General features: G+C 61.1%; 20 protein-coding genes and 2 tRNA genes. 8 read left to right on the top strand and 14 right to left on the bottom strand.

The window, feature by feature from the left end:
• Nucleotides 1–300 precede the first annotated feature (300 nt).
• From QO034_RS22310 to QO034_RS22295, 4 genes are all read left to right on the top strand, one after another.
• Entirely contained in the window at nucleotides 301–603 is a 303-nt protein-coding gene (locus QO034_RS22310; RefSeq protein ID WP_284487716.1) for a hypothetical protein, read from the top strand.
• 66 nt (nucleotides 604–669) lie between these two features.
• The gene (locus tag QO034_RS22305) at nucleotides 670–909 is read left to right on the top strand and encodes a helix-turn-helix transcriptional regulator (RefSeq protein ID WP_284487715.1); all 240 of its coding nucleotides are present in this window, start codon (nucleotides 670–672) and stop codon (nucleotides 907–909) included.
• A 21-nt stretch (nucleotides 910–930) separates the two neighbouring features.
• Nucleotides 931–2004, top strand: coding sequence for a tyrosine-type recombinase/integrase (locus tag QO034_RS22300; protein WP_284487714.1), 1074 nt, complete (start codon nucleotides 931–933; stop codon nucleotides 2002–2004).
• Nucleotides 2005–2058: 54 nt separating this feature from the next.
• The gene (locus QO034_RS22295) at nucleotides 2059–2796 is read left to right on the top strand and encodes a hypothetical protein (RefSeq protein WP_284487713.1); all 738 of its coding nucleotides are present in this window, start codon (nucleotides 2059–2061) and stop codon (nucleotides 2794–2796) included.
• Nucleotides 2797–2943: 147 nt separating this feature from the next.
• Here QO034_RS22295 and QO034_RS22290 read toward each other — a convergent pair.
• The 6 genes from QO034_RS22290 to QO034_RS22265 all read right to left on the bottom strand — a co-directional run bounded on the left by QO034_RS22290 (nucleotide 2944) and on the right by QO034_RS22265 (nucleotide 6357).
• A tRNA-Phe gene (locus QO034_RS22290) sits at nucleotides 2944–3018 on the bottom strand.
• Nucleotides 3019–3101: 83 nt separating this feature from the next.
• Nucleotides 3102–3284: a DNA gyrase inhibitor YacG gene (locus QO034_RS22285; RefSeq protein ID WP_284487712.1), complete on the bottom strand. Its 183-nt coding sequence runs from the start codon at nucleotides 3282–3284 to the stop codon at nucleotides 3102–3104.
• Complete coding sequence (locus tag QO034_RS22280; RefSeq protein ID WP_284487711.1) at nucleotides 3281–4303, bottom strand: ribonuclease E/G; 1023 nt, start codon at nucleotides 4301–4303, stop codon at nucleotides 3281–3283. Before QO034_RS22280 ends, QO034_RS22285 begins: the two co-directional genes overlap by 4 nt.
• Nucleotides 4300–4893, bottom strand: a complete 594-nt coding sequence (locus QO034_RS22275) for a Maf family protein (RefSeq protein ID WP_284487710.1) — start codon at nucleotides 4891–4893, stop codon at nucleotides 4300–4302. Before QO034_RS22275 ends, QO034_RS22280 begins: the two co-directional genes overlap by 4 nt.
• Nucleotides 4894–4964: 71 nt before the next feature.
• A complete protein-coding gene (infA, locus tag QO034_RS22270; RefSeq protein WP_005978431.1) occupies nucleotides 4965–5183 on the bottom strand; it encodes a translation initiation factor IF-1 in 219 nt (72 codons plus the stop codon).
• Nucleotides 5184–5472: 289 nt separating this feature from the next.
• Nucleotides 5473–6357, bottom strand: coding sequence for a LysR family transcriptional regulator (locus QO034_RS22265; RefSeq protein WP_284487709.1), 885 nt, complete (start codon nucleotides 6355–6357; stop codon nucleotides 5473–5475).
• 123 nt (nucleotides 6358–6480) lie between these two features.
• Here QO034_RS22265 and QO034_RS22260 point away from each other — a divergent pair, with 123 nt between their 5' ends.
• A complete protein-coding gene (locus QO034_RS22260) occupies nucleotides 6481–7113 on the top strand; it encodes a class I SAM-dependent methyltransferase (RefSeq protein WP_284487708.1) in 633 nt (210 codons plus the stop codon).
• Here the strand turns inward: QO034_RS22260 and QO034_RS22255 are convergent.
• From QO034_RS22255 to QO034_RS22230, 6 genes are all read right to left on the bottom strand, one after another.
• Nucleotides 7107–7565, bottom strand: coding sequence for an arsenate-mycothiol transferase ArsC (locus QO034_RS22255; RefSeq protein ID WP_284487707.1), 459 nt, complete (start codon nucleotides 7563–7565; stop codon nucleotides 7107–7109). The two genes, QO034_RS22260 and QO034_RS22255, sit on opposite strands and share 7 nt — an antisense overlap.
• Before the next feature lie 3 nt (nucleotides 7566–7568).
• A complete protein-coding gene (locus QO034_RS22250) occupies nucleotides 7569–8048 on the bottom strand; it encodes a UPF0262 family protein (RefSeq protein WP_284487706.1) in 480 nt (159 codons plus the stop codon).
• Between the two features lie 7 nt (nucleotides 8049–8055).
• Entirely contained in the window at nucleotides 8056–9357 is a 1302-nt protein-coding gene (gene hisD, locus QO034_RS22245) for a histidinol dehydrogenase (RefSeq protein WP_284487705.1), read from the bottom strand.
• Between the two features lie 124 nt (nucleotides 9358–9481).
• On the bottom strand, nucleotides 9482–9952 hold the full coding sequence (locus QO034_RS22240) for a DUF2948 family protein (protein WP_284487704.1): 471 nt from the start codon (nucleotides 9950–9952) through the stop codon (nucleotides 9482–9484).
• A complete protein-coding gene (murA, locus tag QO034_RS22235) occupies nucleotides 9949–11217 on the bottom strand; it encodes a UDP-N-acetylglucosamine 1-carboxyvinyltransferase (RefSeq protein WP_284487703.1) in 1269 nt (422 codons plus the stop codon). The genes QO034_RS22240 and murA overlap by 4 nt, the downstream gene beginning before the upstream one ends.
• A gap of 5 nt (nucleotides 11218–11222) precedes the next feature.
• On the bottom strand, nucleotides 11223–11393 hold the full coding sequence (locus QO034_RS22230) for a hypothetical protein (RefSeq protein ID WP_284487702.1): 171 nt from the start codon (nucleotides 11391–11393) through the stop codon (nucleotides 11223–11225).
• 83 nt (nucleotides 11394–11476) lie between these two features.
• Here QO034_RS22230 and QO034_RS22225 point away from each other — a divergent pair.
• Nucleotides 11477–11551, top strand: a tRNA-Thr gene (locus QO034_RS22225).
• Nucleotides 11552–11794: 243 nt separating this feature from the next.
• Here the strand turns inward: QO034_RS22225 and QO034_RS22220 are convergent.
• The gene (locus QO034_RS22220) at nucleotides 11795–12667 is read right to left on the bottom strand and encodes a type IV secretory system conjugative DNA transfer family protein (protein ID WP_284487701.1); all 873 of its coding nucleotides are present in this window, start codon (nucleotides 12665–12667) and stop codon (nucleotides 11795–11797) included.
• Between the two features lie 73 nt (nucleotides 12668–12740).
• Nucleotides 12741–12869, bottom strand: coding sequence for a hypothetical protein (locus QO034_RS22215; RefSeq protein ID WP_284487700.1), 129 nt, complete (start codon nucleotides 12867–12869; stop codon nucleotides 12741–12743).
• 95 nt (nucleotides 12870–12964) lie between these two features.
• Here QO034_RS22215 and QO034_RS22210 point away from each other — a divergent pair, with 95 nt between their 5' ends.
• A complete protein-coding gene (locus QO034_RS22210; protein ID WP_284487699.1) occupies nucleotides 12965–13219 on the top strand; it encodes a hypothetical protein in 255 nt (84 codons plus the stop codon).
• A gap of 168 nt (nucleotides 13220–13387) precedes the next feature.
• Entirely contained in the window at nucleotides 13388–14854 is a 1467-nt protein-coding gene (locus tag QO034_RS22205; protein WP_284487698.1) for a DEAD/DEAH box helicase family protein, read from the top strand.
• The last annotated feature ends 73 nt before the right edge of the window (nucleotides 14855–14927 follow it).

Raw genomic sequence — 14927 nt, 5'->3', positions numbered from 1 at the left:
AAACCCCGCAGGCCCGCCGCCGCTGCGCTATGTGAGGGCTACGCAGCGCCGGGCCTGCTCAGCAAAAGGGGGTCAATATTGGACGCCGATAAGGGGTCAAAGTTCAATGCCGATTGACAGCTGGTTGTCAGTGAAGCCGGAAGCGCGGATCGCCGCAACGCGATCGCCAGCATCGAGAATATCGGCCGCGCCATCGCAAAACGCTCGGCGAACACGCCTAAAATCTAAGGCTCATCCCTCGCCCGATCTTGGGCGAGGGATTTTGTTGCTCCGTCACCGAATCTCGCATATGTTCTTCTAATGTTCTCTTCTGGCAATTTAGATAAGGTAGCCTATTTCGGGCATTGGGCTGATGACACCTCTCATCAGCGGCTCGTCCGCGATGCCGTATCGACGCTGAGCGATGCCGTCTCCCGTTGCGCGAATGAAGACGCGCGCAGTGACGAAGTCAGTCAGGCGCTTCGCTTTCTGGAGCGCCACATGACCAGGCCGGAGCACTGCACGCGGTTTCGGCAGAACCTCGAAATTCGCGACCCCGTCTTCCGCGCTACGGCCGCACGCGAAACCCTTGCGGCAATTATCAGAACGCTCACACCGAACTGATAGGACGCGCCGTGTCCAGCTTGTGTCCGCGCGCGAACGTGCGCCTTGCCCCATATTGCGGGCACTATGGCCAAGAGCAAAGACATACTCCCTCTTTCCCTTGCACCGCGCGGGCTGTCCCGCGTGGAAGCCGCCGCCTATATCGGCGTGTCACCTTCGCTGTTCGATCTGCTGGTTGGTGACGGGCGGATGCCTGCACCCAAGCGATTAAACAGCAGGACGGTTTGGGACAGGATAAGGCTTGACCAAGCGTTCGAGCTGATTCCTGATGGGGAAACAGTCGAAAACAATCCATGGGATGATTGATACCGCAGAGGGCATAGAACGATGCCGACATTCAAGATGCGAGACGGTACAGGCAGTTTCCGCCTGAAATTCGTGGTCGAAGACACCGACCGCCATGGCAATGTGCGGGTCTATCTGCGCAAGCCAGGACACGCGAAGGTACGGCTCAAGAGCCAGCCGGGTACGCAAGAGTTCCTGACCGAATATCGTTCTGCCCTTCACGGCGCGATGCCCCAAACGCCTGCTGCGGCCATTGAGCGCAGTGGCAACAAGGGAACCTTCAAGTGGCTGTGTGAGCAGTATTACGGCTCGGCCGAATACAAGCGCCTGTCATCCCGTACGCAGTATGTCCGCCGCCGCATCCTTGATGGCGTCTGCGAGAAGGACGGCAGCAAGCCTTTCGCGCTGCTTGAGCCGCGTCATGTCCGCAAGATGCGGGACGAAAAGTCCGAAACGCCTGAAGCGGCAAACAGCATCGTCAAAGCGCTCCGCCAAATCTTCGGCTTTGCGGTTGAGTATGAACTTACCACCCGCAACCCTGCACGCGATGTCCCCTACATCCGGTCTGCGAGTGAAGGCTTCCATTCGTGGTCAATGGAAGAGGTCGCACAGTTTGAGAACCATCACGAACTCGGCTCAAAGGCACGGCTTGCGCTCGCTTTGCTGCTCTACACAGGACAGCGCCGCTCTGATGTTGTTCTGCTTGGACCGCAGCATATCAAGGATGGCTGGCTCACCCTCACGCAGCAAAAGAACCGCAGCCGCAAGCCCGTTACGCTTTCAATCCCTGTTCTTCCCGAGCTTGAGGCAGTGATTGATGCCACGCCGACAGGCAACCTAGCCTTCCTCGTAACAGCGTTTGGCAAGCCGTTCACCTCGAACGGATTCGGCAACTGGTTCCGCAAGCAATGCGATGCGGCGGGACTGAACCATTGTTCGGCTCACGGACTTCGCAAGGCTGGCGCAGCATTGGCAGCCGAGAACGGCGCGACCGAGCGCCAACTCATGGCGATATTCGGCTGGAGCACGATGAAGGAAGCTTCGCGCTATACCCGTGCAGCCCGCCAAAAAGTGCTGGCCGCATCGGGCATGAAGCATCTGTCTCGAAGCGAATAGAAGCCATACATTGGTGGCAGACAAACCTTTGCCACCAAACTTGGACAATGACATTTGAGCGAGAGTAACTTCAATCCTGGGCACGATGATCGACTGGTGGACTTTGTCGGACGAGACAACGTCAAGAACTGCATTGGCGGCATCGTCTCAAAGCGCGAAAGACTGCGAGAGCTCCGGTTCGTGGGACGCGAGGCTTCCAACCGAGAAAATCTCGAAGAAGAGTTCAACGGACTTCTCCACGAAATCGACGACCTTGTCGGCGACTTGCAAAGCGCCATAGAGCAAGATGATCTTGATTTGTCGGCACGGCAAAAGAACTTCCCAGCCATTTATGATGATCGCTGGTCATTGGGAACAGAAGAATTGCGTGGGCCACTCATGCCATTCTTGCGGGGTAACCTAGAGCCAATTCGAAGTGTCGTTGTGGCTCCCGACCTACCCGAAGGCGTGTTCGCCCTCTTCCTGTCTATCCCTGGCCTCAAGGAACTTCTTAAGAGAGAAATCCACGGACACTGGGGGTATCACTATCATTACCTTGACGCAAAGGAGCGTAGGTCAGACACGCTTCTGACCTTCGACCGACAGCTCAAAACGCTACCTGGTGGCCAGCAGGTTAAGGTCGTCACTTGGGAAAGGCACGGCGAGACGAGCCATTTCGCAGCGCGCGCTGCGACTTGGGGCGCCAAGAAAAGAGAAAGTGTCTACGAGGCCTGTTTAGGCGATAGCGCCAAACGAAACCTGAACGACTTCAAGAAGCCAGCCAAAGATGCAGAAGCGCTTTGGCCTATCTGACATTGAAGTAAGACCACGCGATAGGAACAGCATGGATTCAGGCGGGTCAAAGGCAGAACAAAAAAGTCCCACTTTTGCCCTTCGCTGCGAGAGGTGGGACAAAAATGCCCCCTAAGTCACTGATTTCTTTAATATCAGAGAGTTGGATGGTGCCCGGGGGCGGAATCGAACCACCGACACGAGGATTTTCAATCCACTGCTCTACCCCTGAGCTACCCGGGCACGGGAAAGGCGAATGCCTATGGGTGCGGGCCTTCTAGGACGAGTGTTCTGTGGTGTCCAGAGGCTTTTTCGATGTCGGGGGATCAATGTGGCCTGGGCCGTCCGGTCTCGAATCCCTCGGGCGCGTCGTCGGGATCCTGATGTTCGCCGGGCGGGATCGCATAGCTTCCCTTCAGCCAGTTCCCCAGGTCCCGGTCCGCGCATCTCCTGGAACAGAACGGACGGTAGGCATGGCGCGTTTCGGAGCCGCAGATCGGACAGGTCATCGCAGTGTCTCGGTCAGCGACGGGCGACCGCGTTTGCGCTGGAGTTCGAAATGCCCGAGAGGTGTCCAGCCAACCAGCGCGGTTTCCTCGCTGTCCTGGCGGAAGGCGGCGCGGATGGCCGTTTCGAAAGTGCGGCGATCCTTCTTCGGCATGGGAGCAAGATCGATCGTGATCTGCCCTCCGAGACCGCGTATCCTGAGGGCGCGCGGCAGGGCGCGGGCACAGGCCATATTCGCTTTCGTGCCGGCGGCCAGCGAGGCGTCGGCGCCGGTGTTGACATCGACGGCAACCAGCGCCCGCGTTGGTTCTATGAACATGCTCGCGCCGCCCGACAGGGGCTCGACGCTGCCGAGCGCCGCCTGCAGGGCATCCAGAACGCCGTGCGTCGCGAACCCGCCAGATTCCGTCACGATTTCGGCCGGATCGGTCCAGTCGCGCCATGCCTGCGTGTGGGGGCCATCGCCTTCCGTCAGTTTCTCGGACTGCTGCCCGGTATCGGCCGCGATCTGCTGCGCGAGCTCCAGCATTTCGACGATATCGCTGGACACATCTTCGGCATCGGCCCCCTGGCAGGATGATCGCAGGATCAATCCGAAGTCCGAACCGCCCATGGATTCGTGGGCGAGTTCCAGAAGCCTATCTCGCTCGGCGTCTTCGCGGATGGAGCGGGACAGGTTCAGTCCCGGCGCATCCGGTGTCACAATCGCGTAGCGGCTCTTGAACAGGATCTTCTGGGTCACGGGAATGGCCTTTCCCGGTTCCGCGTAGCCCGTCACCTGGACCAGGATCATCTCGCCGGGGGCCAGCCCCTTGACCTGGCGCAGAAAGGCGGAGCCATCGGGCGTGGACAGGAACATGCCACCCTGGCCCTTGACCGGGCGGTCGGCGCGGGCGCGATAGATGGTGCCCGGCGGCGGTGCGTCGCTTTCGATCAGGAAATCGTCGAGCCGGCCATCGACCATCAGCGCCGCAGCCGCGCGGCCTTTCCAGTCGTCCAGGATGATCGTGCGGCCTTTCATGAGGCCGGGTGATACAGCGAAATGCCGGCTGCCTGCAACAGCACTGCCGTTTCCGCAAGGGGCAGGCCCACGATGCTGGTGAACGATCCGCTGATCCACGGGATGAACGCCCCCGCGGGACCCTGGATGGCGTAGCCGCCTGCCTTGCCGCACCAGTCGCCGCTGTCCAGATATGATCCCAGTTCCGGGTCCGACAGCCGCTTCATCCGGACCGTGCTCACCACGTCCTTTTCCCAGAGCCGGTCGCCTCTGCGCACCGCAACGGCGGTGATGACCCGATGCCTGCGGCCGGACAGGGCGCGCAGGAACTCCGCCGCCTCATCGGCATGGTCGGGTTTGCCGAGGATGCGCCGCCCCATCGCCACGGTGGTGTCGGCGCAGAGCACCACATCATCGCTGTCCGCTCGGACCGCCTGTGCTTTTTCCCGTGCGATGCGAATGCAATAGGGACGCGGAAGTTCGCCCCGGCCGGGGGTTTCGTCGATGTCCGGCGCGCGCACGGCATCGGGTCTCAGCCCGAGCTGGGCCAGGAGCTCCAGCCTGCGCGGACTGCCCGATCCAAGGATGAGCGCAGGTCTTGGTCTTGTCATTTCAGGCTCCGGCAACGCAAACAGACGGCGCACCGTATCCCGTTGCGCAGGCGGCGAATGGCAATTCCGCCTTACTTGAAGCGATAGTTGATCCGGCCCTTGGTCAGATCATAGGGGGTCATTTCGACTTGCACCTTGTCGCCGGCCAGAACCCGGATGCGGTTCTTGCGCATCTTTCCCGCCGTGTGTGCGATGATTTCATGGCCATTCTCAAGTTCGACCCGAAACGTCGCATTCGGCAGGAGTTCCTTCACGACGCCGGGGAATTCGAGAGTGTCTTCCTTGGCCATGTTGTCTCCTTGATAGTGAGTCCCGTTCAAAAAACGAGCCGTGCGGTTAGATGATGCTTTTCCGGTGACATTTCAAGCACACATTCCAGCTTTGGCGGCGAATTGTGACCGATTTGGAACGCGGGGCGGGAAAGATGTGTCGAAATTCGTGCTATGGTTGAGTTTGGGCGAGAATGTCCGAAGCTGCGCCCCTTTCGTTTCGCCGGCTTGCCGCTGACGGCAAGGTCCGGCGAAGCCGTCACGCTGGTGGCGGGTATGGCGCGGGTCGGCGGGCCGCGAACTTCTCGGATCAGCGTTCGGCTTGGCCGGTCAACGCCGCGGCAAGCGTGTCGAACACCAGTCGGATACGCCGGCTCGCGTGCAATTCCCGGTGAGCGACGAGCCAGACCGGGAAATCAAACGGAGCCAGATCCGGCAGGACCGCTTCGACACTCGGGTCGGACCCGGCCAGATCGCAGGGCATGACCGCGACACCAAGCCCTTGCCGAAGCATCTGCCAGACCACAACTCCATTGCCGCAGTAGGTCTGAAACCGATCCTCCGTCAGGTTCAGGCCGAACCTGTTGAGATGGTCGAGCAGCGTGTCGCTGCGGTCAAAGCCGATAAAGGACATGCGAGCCAGATCGGCGCGTGTTTCGGGCCGGCCAACCCGGTCCAGATAGGCCCGCGACGCATAAAGCCGCGCACGTCCGTCGCCGACCCGGCGGGCAATCAGGTCGGATTGTTCCGGACGCAGATGGCGGATGGCGATATCGGCTTCGCGCCGGGTCAGGTCGCGCAAGCTGTTGGAGGCGACGATCTCCAGCCGGATACCAGGCGCGATGTCGCGCAGATGCGCGACCACAGGCGGTAGCGTATAGGCCGACAGCAGGTCGCTGGCGGTGACGCTGACGTGACCTTCGATGGCCTGGGACCGGCCGGACGCGGACAGCGACACGCGGCCGGCGGCGGCCCCCATGGCGCGGGCGTGCTCCAAGAGGCCGAGCCCGGCCTCGGTCAATTTCAGCGACTTGCCGATGCGGTCAAACAGCACGACGTCAAGAGACCTTTCCAGGGCCGCCACCTGCCGTCCCAGCGTCGGCTGGGTCAGGCCGAGGGCGCGGGCGGCGGCCGACAGGGAGCCTTCTTCGGCCGTGACGAGAAAGGCGCGGACCTGGTTCCAGTCGAATGTCATACTGCGCCATTCCATGCAAAAACGTATATCGAAACTGCGGATTTGTGCAATTCTATTTCGATCGGCGTATATGTATATCCGTCCCTGACAGATGATCGCATGTTCTCACAAAGAGGTTCCGACATGACACAGCCCGCCGCATTCTGGGACAGACACGCGCAACGATACGCCCGGCGCCCGATCAAGAACATGGCCGCTTACGAAGAAACGCTGGCGCATGTGACCCGCCACCTGACACCCGCCGACCGGGCCATCGAACTGGGCTGCGGCACGGGAACGACGGCGTTGCTACTGGCGGATAGTGTCGCGCATCTGACTGGCACCGACATTTCCGGGGGAATGATCGAGATCGCGCGGGGAAAAGCGGCGGCGCAGCATGTCGAAAACGTCGATTTCAAGGTGAGCGATGCCGACGCGGAAGGGTTTGACACGGGCGCGTTCGATGCCGTTCTGGCGTTCAACCTGATCCACCTTCTGCCCGACCCGCGACAGGCCGCGTTGACGGCGCGGCGCCTGTTGAAACCCGGCGGGCTGTTCCTGTCGAAAACGCCCTGCCTGGCCCACAATACGGTTCTGCTGCGTCCGCTGGTCTGGGTCCTGCGAAAACTGGGTATCGCGCCGGCGGTCACGTTCCTGAGCCACGACGGGCTGGAACAGGCGATCGCCGCGGCGGGGTTCGAGATCCTTGAAACCGGGCTTTACCCTACGAAGTCGACCAGCCGGTTCATCGTGGCGCGGCGTCTGGGCGATCACTGAACCTGCGTCGGTTCGCCCCAGCGGTCCGTGAGGTTCTTGATGATCTGGTCGCGGGCCTGCCGGTAGCTGGCCAGCTTGGCCTCGCGGGTCTCGCCAAGCCCGGTCGGGTCCAGGATCGGCCAATACTCGACGGTCAGGTGATAGAACCGGGTCAGTTCCAGCGCCCGGCGCTGGCTGGCCGGCGACAGCGCCACGATGAGATCGAAGGACGACAGGTCGTCGCCCCATTGCTCCATCTCGTCAAAGCTGCGCGACCGGTGCCGCGAAAGTTCCACGTCGATTTCCTGGCAGACGGCGATGGAGAACCCGTCGATTTCCATGTCATTGGTCACGCCGACGGACTGGACATAGGTGCCGGTGCCGTAGAATTTCTTCATGATCCCCTCGGCCATCGGCGAGCGAACCGCGTTGTGGTCGCAACAGAACAGGATGGATTGAGGCAGATCGCGCACGCGTCAGCCGCCGAAATGCAGAACGCAGATCAGGGTGAACAGCCGGCGCGCCGTGTCGGTGTCGATCTCGGCCTTGCCTTCCAGCCGTTCCTGCAGCACCCGGCTGCCTTCGTTGTGGATACCGCGCCGGGCCATGTCGATGGTTTCGATCTGGCTGGGCGGCATGGTCTTGACCGCGTCGAAATAGCTTTCGCAGATCTGGTAGTAATCCTTGACCACCTGGCGAAACGGCGACAGCGACAGGTGGAATTCGGCGGCCTTCGCCCCGTCCGTGGTCTGCACGTCGAACACAAGCCGCTTGTCGCGGATCGACAGGTTCACCGCGTAGGGACCATCCGGCACGACACGGTCGCTGTGCTTTGGCAGCACGAAGGAGTTTTCCTCCAGCAGGTCGAACATCGCGACCTTGCGTTCCTGTTCGATCTCGGGCGTCGGCGGGGGCAGGCCCGCATCATCCAGGACGATATCAACGATATGGGACATGGCGTCATTACCTGTTCAGATTTTCGAGACGCGCGCGGACCGAAAGCCCGTGCGCCTGTAGGCTTTCTGACTGCGCGAGGCGCTCCGCCGCGGGGCCGATGGTCCGCAGCGCCTCCGGTGTCATGCGCGCCAGGGTTGTGCGCTTGAGGAAATCCAGCACCGACAGACCGGAGCTGAACCGGGCCGACCGCGCGGTGGGCAGCACATGGTTCGGGCCGCCGACATAGTCGCCGATCGCCTCGGGCGTCCATGGGCCAAGGAAAATCGCCCCGGCGTGCCGTGTCTTCTGCGCCAGCGCCTCGGGGTCGGCGACGCAGAGTTCCAGATGTTCAGGTGCGATCCGGTTCGACAAGGCCGCGGCCTCGTCCAGGTCGCGCACGGTGATGACCGCGCCGAAATCGCGCCAGCTGGCCCCGGCGATCCCCTTCCGGTCGAGCGTTGCCAGGCGCTTGTCCACCGCGTCGGCAACGGCCTGTCCAAAGGCGGCGTCATCGGTGATCAGCAGGGATTGCGCGCTTTCGTCATGCTCCGCCTGGCTCAGCAGGTCCAGGGCGATCCAGTCGGGGTCGTTCTCCGCGTCTGCGATGACCAGAATCTCGCTCGGCCCGGCGATCATGTCGATGCCGACCTTGCCGAACACCTGCCGTTTGGCGGCGGCGACATAGGCGTTGCCGGGGCCGGTGATCTTGTCGACCGGCGCGATGGTTTCGGTGCCATGGGCGAGGGCCGCAATCGCCTGCGCGCCGCCGATCCGGTAGATTTCGTCGATGCCGGCGATCTGCGCGGCCAGCAGCACGAGCGGGTTGATGAGCCCGTCCGGCGTCGGCACGACCATCGCCAGCCGCTCGACCCCGGCGACCCTCGCGGGGATGGCATTCATCAGGACCGACGACGGATAGGACGCCAGCCCTCCCGGCACGTACAGCCCCGCAGCCGCCACCGGTGACCAACGCCAACCCAAAGTCGCGCCATCCGGATCCGTCCATCGGGCGTCAGCCGGCATCTGGCGCACGTGGTAGGCGCGGATGCGCTCTGCCGCCAGTTCAAGGGCGTCGCGGTCCGAAGCCGGCACCTGCGCCACGGCGGCATCGATTTCTGCCGGGGAAAACCGAAGCCGCTCCGCACTTGTCTTCGTCCGGTCGAACCTTTCGGTCAACGCGATCAGCGCGGCGTCGCCCCCCTGCCGCACCTCGGCGATGATGCCAGCCACGGTCGCGTCCACGTCCGGGCTGTCCTCGCGCTTCGCTGTGAGTAGCACGGCGAAGGCGGTTTCGAAATCTGTATCGGCCGTGTCAAGGAATACGGGCATCGGGTTCTCCTGCTTTTTCTCTCATAGGCAGCAGGCCGGTCAGGCTCAACCCGGCGCGGGCGTCTTTGGACGAAAAACATGACCATCGAGGTAGGCCACATCGGAACGGAGCGACAACCGCGCGTCAGTCCGGATGTTTGGGCGTGGTTCGGGACGGTGCCAGGTAGGGCCGCGTCACATCCTTTAGGGTTACGTCCAGGGTTTCGACGGCCAGCCGGATGGCGCCGTCTCCAGCAAGAGTCAGAAGCACATGCCCGGTGCCGTCCTCGCCGGGTTCGAAGGTGACGGACAGCAGCGAAAGGACGAGGTCGCCATCGTGTCGGTCGATACCCTGGGATGCGACATTCAGAACATCCCCGACCACGAGAAGCGACCGCACCCGTTCCGCCCCATGCCGGGTCCGCGCGGAATCTTCCCAGCGGAAACGGTTTACCAGCAAGGCAAAACGGCGGCGTGATGGCTGCCATGTCATCTCGGTGATGGGAAACACGGCGTCCTGCGCCAGCGCCGAGATCACGCGCAGATCGTCGCCGTCCTGGGCGCCGAGATTGAGCGGCGTTTCGCGCCCGTCTTCGAATGTCGCGTCTTGTGTCACTGGCCCTTGATCCGTTCGATTCTGGCGCCCACCCCTTCGAGCTTGCGCACCACATGTTCATATCCGCGGTCCAGATGGTAGACGCGACTGATCGTCGTGTCGCCCTCCGCCGCCAGTCCGGCGAGGATCAGCGACACCGACGCCCGAAGGTCGGTGGCCATGACCGGCGCGCCCTTCAGCCGCTTGACCCCCCTGACGGTGGCGTGACCGCCATGCACGTCGATGTCGGCCCCCATCCGGATCAGTTCCGGCGCATGCATGAACCGGTTCTCGAAAATTTTCTCCTCGAGGACCGATTCGCCGTCGGCGGTGCACAACAGTGCCATCATCTGTGCCTGCAAGTCGGTCGGGAAACCGGGAAACGGTTCGGTGGTCACGTTCACCGCCTTGACGTGGTCGCTGCGGCGCTTGACTGACAGGCCCTTGCTGGTTTCAAGGACATCGATCCCGGCCTCGTCCAGCTTTTCGCAGAAGGCGCCGACCAGATCCATCCGCCCGCCGAGAAGTTCGACCTCGCCGCCGCAGATCGCCGGCGCGAGCATGTAGGTGCCCAGTTCGATCCGGTCGGTGACGACGGGGTGGGTCGCACCGTGCAACCGGTCCACGCCCTGCACCGTGATCGTGTTCGTGCCGGCCCCGTCGATCTGCGCGCCCATCTTCTGCAGGCAGCGCGCCAGATCGACGATCTCGGGCTCGCGGGCGGCATTGCGGATCACCGTCGTGCCCTTGGCCAGCGTGGCGGCCATCAGCGCGTTTTCCGTCGCGCCCACCGATACGATGGGAAAGTCGATCGTTCCGCCCCTGAGCCCGCCGGCCGCCGTCGCATGGACATAGCCGTCGCGCAGATCCAGTTCGGCGCCAAGCGCTTCGAGCGCCTTGAGATGCAGATCGACAGGCCGCGCGCCGATGGCGCATCCACCGGGCAGGGAAACGATTGCGTGGCCGTGCCGGGCCAGCAATGGGCCCAGCACCAGGATCGAGGCCCGCATCTTGCGCACGATGTCGTAGTCCGCCTTGTGATTGTTGAGATCGTGGCTGGACATCGCCAGCACCTGGCCGTCCTGCAACCGGCTGACCTCGGCCCCGAGCGACGCCAGCAGATCGGTCATGGTGCGGATGTCACTGAGGCGCGGCGCATTGGTCAGTGTCAGAGGCTCGTCGCTGAGCAGGGTGGCCGGCATCAGCGTCAGGCAGGCATTCTTGGCCCCCGCAATCGGAATTTCCCCGGCGAGAGCACCGTTCCCCGTCACCACGATCGAATCCATCTGCTCTATTCCTTATCGTTGTCGTTCCCGGCCGTCTCGTCGGACGCCGTGTCCGCCGCCCGCGCCCGCGCCTGTGCCTTGCGGCGCGCCAGATTGGCCTTGAGCGCCGCCTTCAGCCGCGTGTCGCGGTCCTGGGCCTTGCTCGCGACGCCGCGGGATGAGGACTTGTCTGCCATGCCCTTCTCTAGCGCAGCTGTCAAATAGCGTCCATATTGCCCTTGCACGATATCCCGTTTGCGTCTAATAGCCCGCGCACGGCGCTGCTGTAGCTCAGAGGTAGAGCACTCCCTTGGTAAGGGAGAGGTCGAGAGTTCAATTCTCTCCAGCAGCACCATCTCATTTTCCCCTCTCGAAATCCCATCTAAGTACTTGAAAGGGAATGATAATTCGGGAGTTCCATACACCCCATTTTTGCTGTAGCGGAGGGGCTCCGCAAACACCAATCTGAGCACAGTTTGGCGCACGGTCTTGTCTCCATTTTTGTATAAATTCCAAGGGCTTGATAGGAATTTCAGGGCGAGTTCAATACAATCCTCCAGCCGTCCCTTCGGCGGGACTGTGTTTTCCGCTCTTTCCATCAGCACAATCTTCTCGCGTTCGAGCTTCTCAATCCGCGCTTCATAGGCGCTGACGACCGAGGCGCTTGAGGCATCGACGAAACGAACCAAAGGGGCACGAGCTGCGCCTTCACGGGCAGAAGGCCGTTGACGAGAAGCAACTGCTTGTCCCGTGGCATCAGTCTGATTTCATCGGCAGCCATGAGTGGCCTGCCTGTCTCGGACAGGCTTTCGCCGATCTCATCGGTGTCGAGGCGGCCAAGGTTGAAGTTGCGTGTCTTCACGGTCTTCTGGCCGAGCGCTTGAGAAAGCGTCTTTGCCAGCTCGAAATCCTGAACGGAGAAGAACTGCTTCACTTCGGCCTGCGAGAGCAGCGTCCGAGCGGTGTGCTGACCGTAGATGCGGATCAGTTCTGCGAGTTCCTGCACGAACATCCAGACCCGCGCGCCGAGACCAGGCAGCGCGGTCAGGCTTTCGGCGAGCCCTGCGAGCTTGCCCATGTTGGCAAACTCATCGAGCAAGAACAGGACTTGGCCGCGTTCATCCGAGCGGGCAACGGCGGTGATGGCTTGATTGACGATCAGGCCGAGCGCAGCCCCGTGCGAAGCGATCCGATCCTGCGGGAAAGCCAGATAGATCGAGACGTCACCACTTTTCAGATCGGCGAGTGCGATATCTGAAAAGCTGACGGCATCGGCGAGATATCCCCCAGGCTCGAAGATATCGAGCGCCTGCACCGCGCCCGCGCGGAAGTCTGCGAACTGGTCGGGATTGCCTTCGATCTGGTCGGCGAGATCATCGCCGAGATCGGCTAGAAGCCCGCCAAGCGCATCCGAACGGCACATCGCATCGACGGCGCTGGCAAGCCGCTTCGGGTTTGTGCCGTTGCTCATCTCGTGTCTCGCTCAATTGTCGTGAAACTGAAATTTGGGCGAGACGGTCTGCGCCGCCTCGCCCGTGGGCGCTTTACTTGCCTTGCTTGCCGCTGTTCACGGCAGCATCGGTGCGCTCTTTCTGCTGGTAGGGCATGCCGTTGGTCGGAAAGGTGCCGCCGTTCTGACCGACTTGCTTGGCGTGCTGTTCTTGGGGTGACATGGTGTCAGTTCCTTTCGGTTAGCCGCTTTGTCGCGATGGTCTTCGATATCGGGCGGGATGGCCGAAAAGCCTATGGACACGAATTGGACACGCGCATGAGCGGCAGGATTTCAGGCTTCACAAAAGCGCAGCGCGACGAGCTGCGTCAGAGGCTGCGAGCGCACCAGGAGCGCCACGGCATAAGCCCGCAAACGATCTCCGATCAGATTGCTGCGAAGACGGGGCTTACCACCGCCGAGGAGGGTGGAGGGCGGCGCGTTTATCGATTTCTGAAAGCCCAAGGGAAGCAGAAAGAAGAATTCATAGCCGCTGTTGCGGACTATCTTGACGATGTTGCGCCTACATGTTGAAAGAACCTCTACGCTGTGTGGATATCTGTACATTTTGCGAAGACAAAACGTGCGAAGCCCAGGTTGCCCTGATAGTCTTACGGAGTAAATCATGGGGATGCCACGACGTGAATGCCATTGAAATAAAAGAAGCAATTTTCAGTATGGTCGAACAGCCGTTCGATGCCGATGAATTCCCGTTTGCGCTTCCAAAGACGTTTGGCTGGCATCGGTAGTCTGGCTATGGAAACTACACGCAGCAACTTTGATTTTCTGGAGGGTCTAGATACTGACCTGTCCAGTTTGGGGCGGCTCGCCGAAAGCTATTTCCAAGACGATCCCAGCACGAGCTTGATCAAGCTCCGCCAGTTCGGAGAGCGACTCACCAAAAGGCATGCGTCGTTGATGGGCATCGAAATCCAAGAGATCGATACTCAGGCCGATCTACTCCGCAAGCTAAAGTACGAACGTATGGCACCAGACCGCGTACTGGATGTCTTGCATCACGTCAGAAAGCTGGGAAATGCCGCAGTACATGAGGGGCGCGGTGATCACCGTGAAGCCCTGGCATGTTTGAAGATGGCGGTGCAGCTTGGCGTCTGGCATGTGCGGGCGGCCACCGCCCAACGAGATTTCACAACTGGCCCTTTCCTTCCACCAAAGGTACCTGACGCATCGGGGGCTGAGTTGCAGGGCGAACTTGATAGGCTTAGAACTGAGCGCAACGAGGCGCTTTCAGCGGCCCAAAAGGCCGAAGAAGAGAAGCAAAGGGCTATCCTGTCAGCCGAAACTGCGGAAGATCGCCATAAACGGGAAGTAGAAGAAAGGCGGACCTGGGAGGCGCTTGCACAAGACGCAGATCGTCAACTCCAAGAGTTGTCCGAGCAGGCCAGTCTTTGGTCAACGGCGGAGCGAAGCGCGTTCGCTCAGGCGGCTGAGGAGGCGGCTGGGGCCGTTGTCCTTGACGAACAATCCACCCGTGCCTTAGTTGATCAACAACTCCGGGATCGGGGCTGGGAGGCCGACACTAGTAGGATAAGGTTTAGCAAGGGGGTCCGGCCCGCGAAGGGGCGGAACCTGGCGATCGCCGAATGGCCCACCAAATCAGGTCCAGCTGATTACGCACTTTTTGTCGGCCAAAGATGCGTCGGCATCGTGGAGGCCAAAAGATATCAAAAGAACATTTCGGCGGCGATTGATCAGGCCGAGCGCTACTCAAAAGGACTTGAATGGGAAGAAAACCAAGAAGCCTGGGTTGGAGAATATTTTGTGCCGTTTGTATTTGCCACAAATGGTAGGCCGTATCTAAAACAAGTAGAAACAGAAAGCGGTATATGGTTCCGTGATGTTCGCTTGACTAATAATCTTCGTCGGCCTCTCATGGGCTGGTTTACCCCTGATGAATTGGCCTCCCTGCTAGAAGTCGAGAAAGAGAAGGCTCAGGCGGCGCTTGAAACGCGACGCTTCGATTTTGGCTTTCAGCTTCGCCCCTATCAAAAGGAAGCGATCCAAGCTGTTGAGAAGACCCTTGGCACCGAAAAGCGGGAGATGCTTGTTGCGATGGCTACCGGTACCGGCAAGACTAAGCTGGCCATTGCGATGCTATACAGAGGTGGTCGCGAGATTTCGGACCAGTTGCTAAGCTTTAGCGACTGACGAAGGAATACCCCAGATGACGAAGCGGAAACGCTATTCGGCGGAGTTCAAGGCCAAGGTTGCGCTTGAAGCC

The sequence above is a fragment of the Sedimentitalea xiamensis genome, assembly GCF_030164465.1.
Lineage (GTDB): Bacteria > Pseudomonadota > Alphaproteobacteria > Rhodobacterales > Rhodobacteraceae > Sedimentitalea > Sedimentitalea xiamensis.
Note: the sequence above shows the minus strand (reverse complement) of the source record. Positions and strands in the feature narration are given on the sequence as shown.

What these genes read in the sequence shown, in the direction of transcription:
- QO034_RS22305 (WP_284487715.1), top strand. Translation starts at nt 670, where the DNA reads ATGGCCAAGAGCAAAGACATACTCCCTCTTTCCCTTGCACCGCGCGGG.
- QO034_RS22280 (WP_284487711.1), bottom strand. Translation starts at nt 4,303, where the DNA reads ATGAAAGGCCGCACGATCATCCTGGACGACTGGAAAGGCCGCGCGGCT.
- QO034_RS22230 (WP_284487702.1), bottom strand. Translation starts at nt 11,393, where the DNA reads ATGGCAGACAAGTCCTCATCCCGCGGCGTCGCGAGCAAGGCCCAGGAC.
- hisD (WP_284487705.1), bottom strand. Translation starts at nt 9,357, where the DNA reads ATGCCCGTATTCCTTGACACGGCCGATACAGATTTCGAAACCGCCTTC.
- QO034_RS22250 (WP_284487706.1), bottom strand. Translation starts at nt 8,048, where the DNA reads ATGTCCCATATCGTTGATATCGTCCTGGATGATGCGGGCCTGCCCCCG.
- QO034_RS22205 (WP_284487698.1), top strand. Translation starts at nt 13,388, where the DNA reads ATGAATTCCCGTTTGCGCTTCCAAAGACGTTTGGCTGGCATCGGTAGT.
- QO034_RS22265 (WP_284487709.1), bottom strand. Translation starts at nt 6,357, where the DNA reads ATGACATTCGACTGGAACCAGGTCCGCGCCTTTCTCGTCACGGCCGAA.
- QO034_RS22260 (WP_284487708.1), top strand. Translation starts at nt 6,481, where the DNA reads ATGACACAGCCCGCCGCATTCTGGGACAGACACGCGCAACGATACGCC.
- QO034_RS22220 (WP_284487701.1), bottom strand. Translation starts at nt 12,667, where the DNA reads ATGAGCAACGGCACAAACCCGAAGCGGCTTGCCAGCGCCGTCGATGCG.
- murA (WP_284487703.1), bottom strand. Translation starts at nt 11,217, where the DNA reads ATGGATTCGATCGTGGTGACGGGGAACGGTGCTCTCGCCGGGGAAATT.
- QO034_RS22300 (WP_284487714.1), top strand. Translation starts at nt 931, where the DNA reads ATGCCGACATTCAAGATGCGAGACGGTACAGGCAGTTTCCGCCTGAAA.
- QO034_RS22285 (WP_284487712.1), bottom strand. Translation starts at nt 3,284, where the DNA reads ATGACCTGTCCGATCTGCGGCTCCGAAACGCGCCATGCCTACCGTCCG.
- QO034_RS22275 (WP_284487710.1), bottom strand. Translation starts at nt 4,893, where the DNA reads ATGACAAGACCAAGACCTGCGCTCATCCTTGGATCGGGCAGTCCGCGC.
- QO034_RS22210 (WP_284487699.1), top strand. Translation starts at nt 12,965, where the DNA reads ATGAGCGGCAGGATTTCAGGCTTCACAAAAGCGCAGCGCGACGAGCTG.
- QO034_RS22310 (WP_284487716.1), top strand. Translation starts at nt 301, where the DNA reads ATGTTCTCTTCTGGCAATTTAGATAAGGTAGCCTATTTCGGGCATTGG.
- infA (WP_005978431.1), bottom strand. Translation starts at nt 5,183, where the DNA reads ATGGCCAAGGAAGACACTCTCGAATTCCCCGGCGTCGTGAAGGAACTC.
- QO034_RS22215 (WP_284487700.1), bottom strand. Translation starts at nt 12,869, where the DNA reads ATGTCACCCCAAGAACAGCACGCCAAGCAAGTCGGTCAGAACGGCGGC.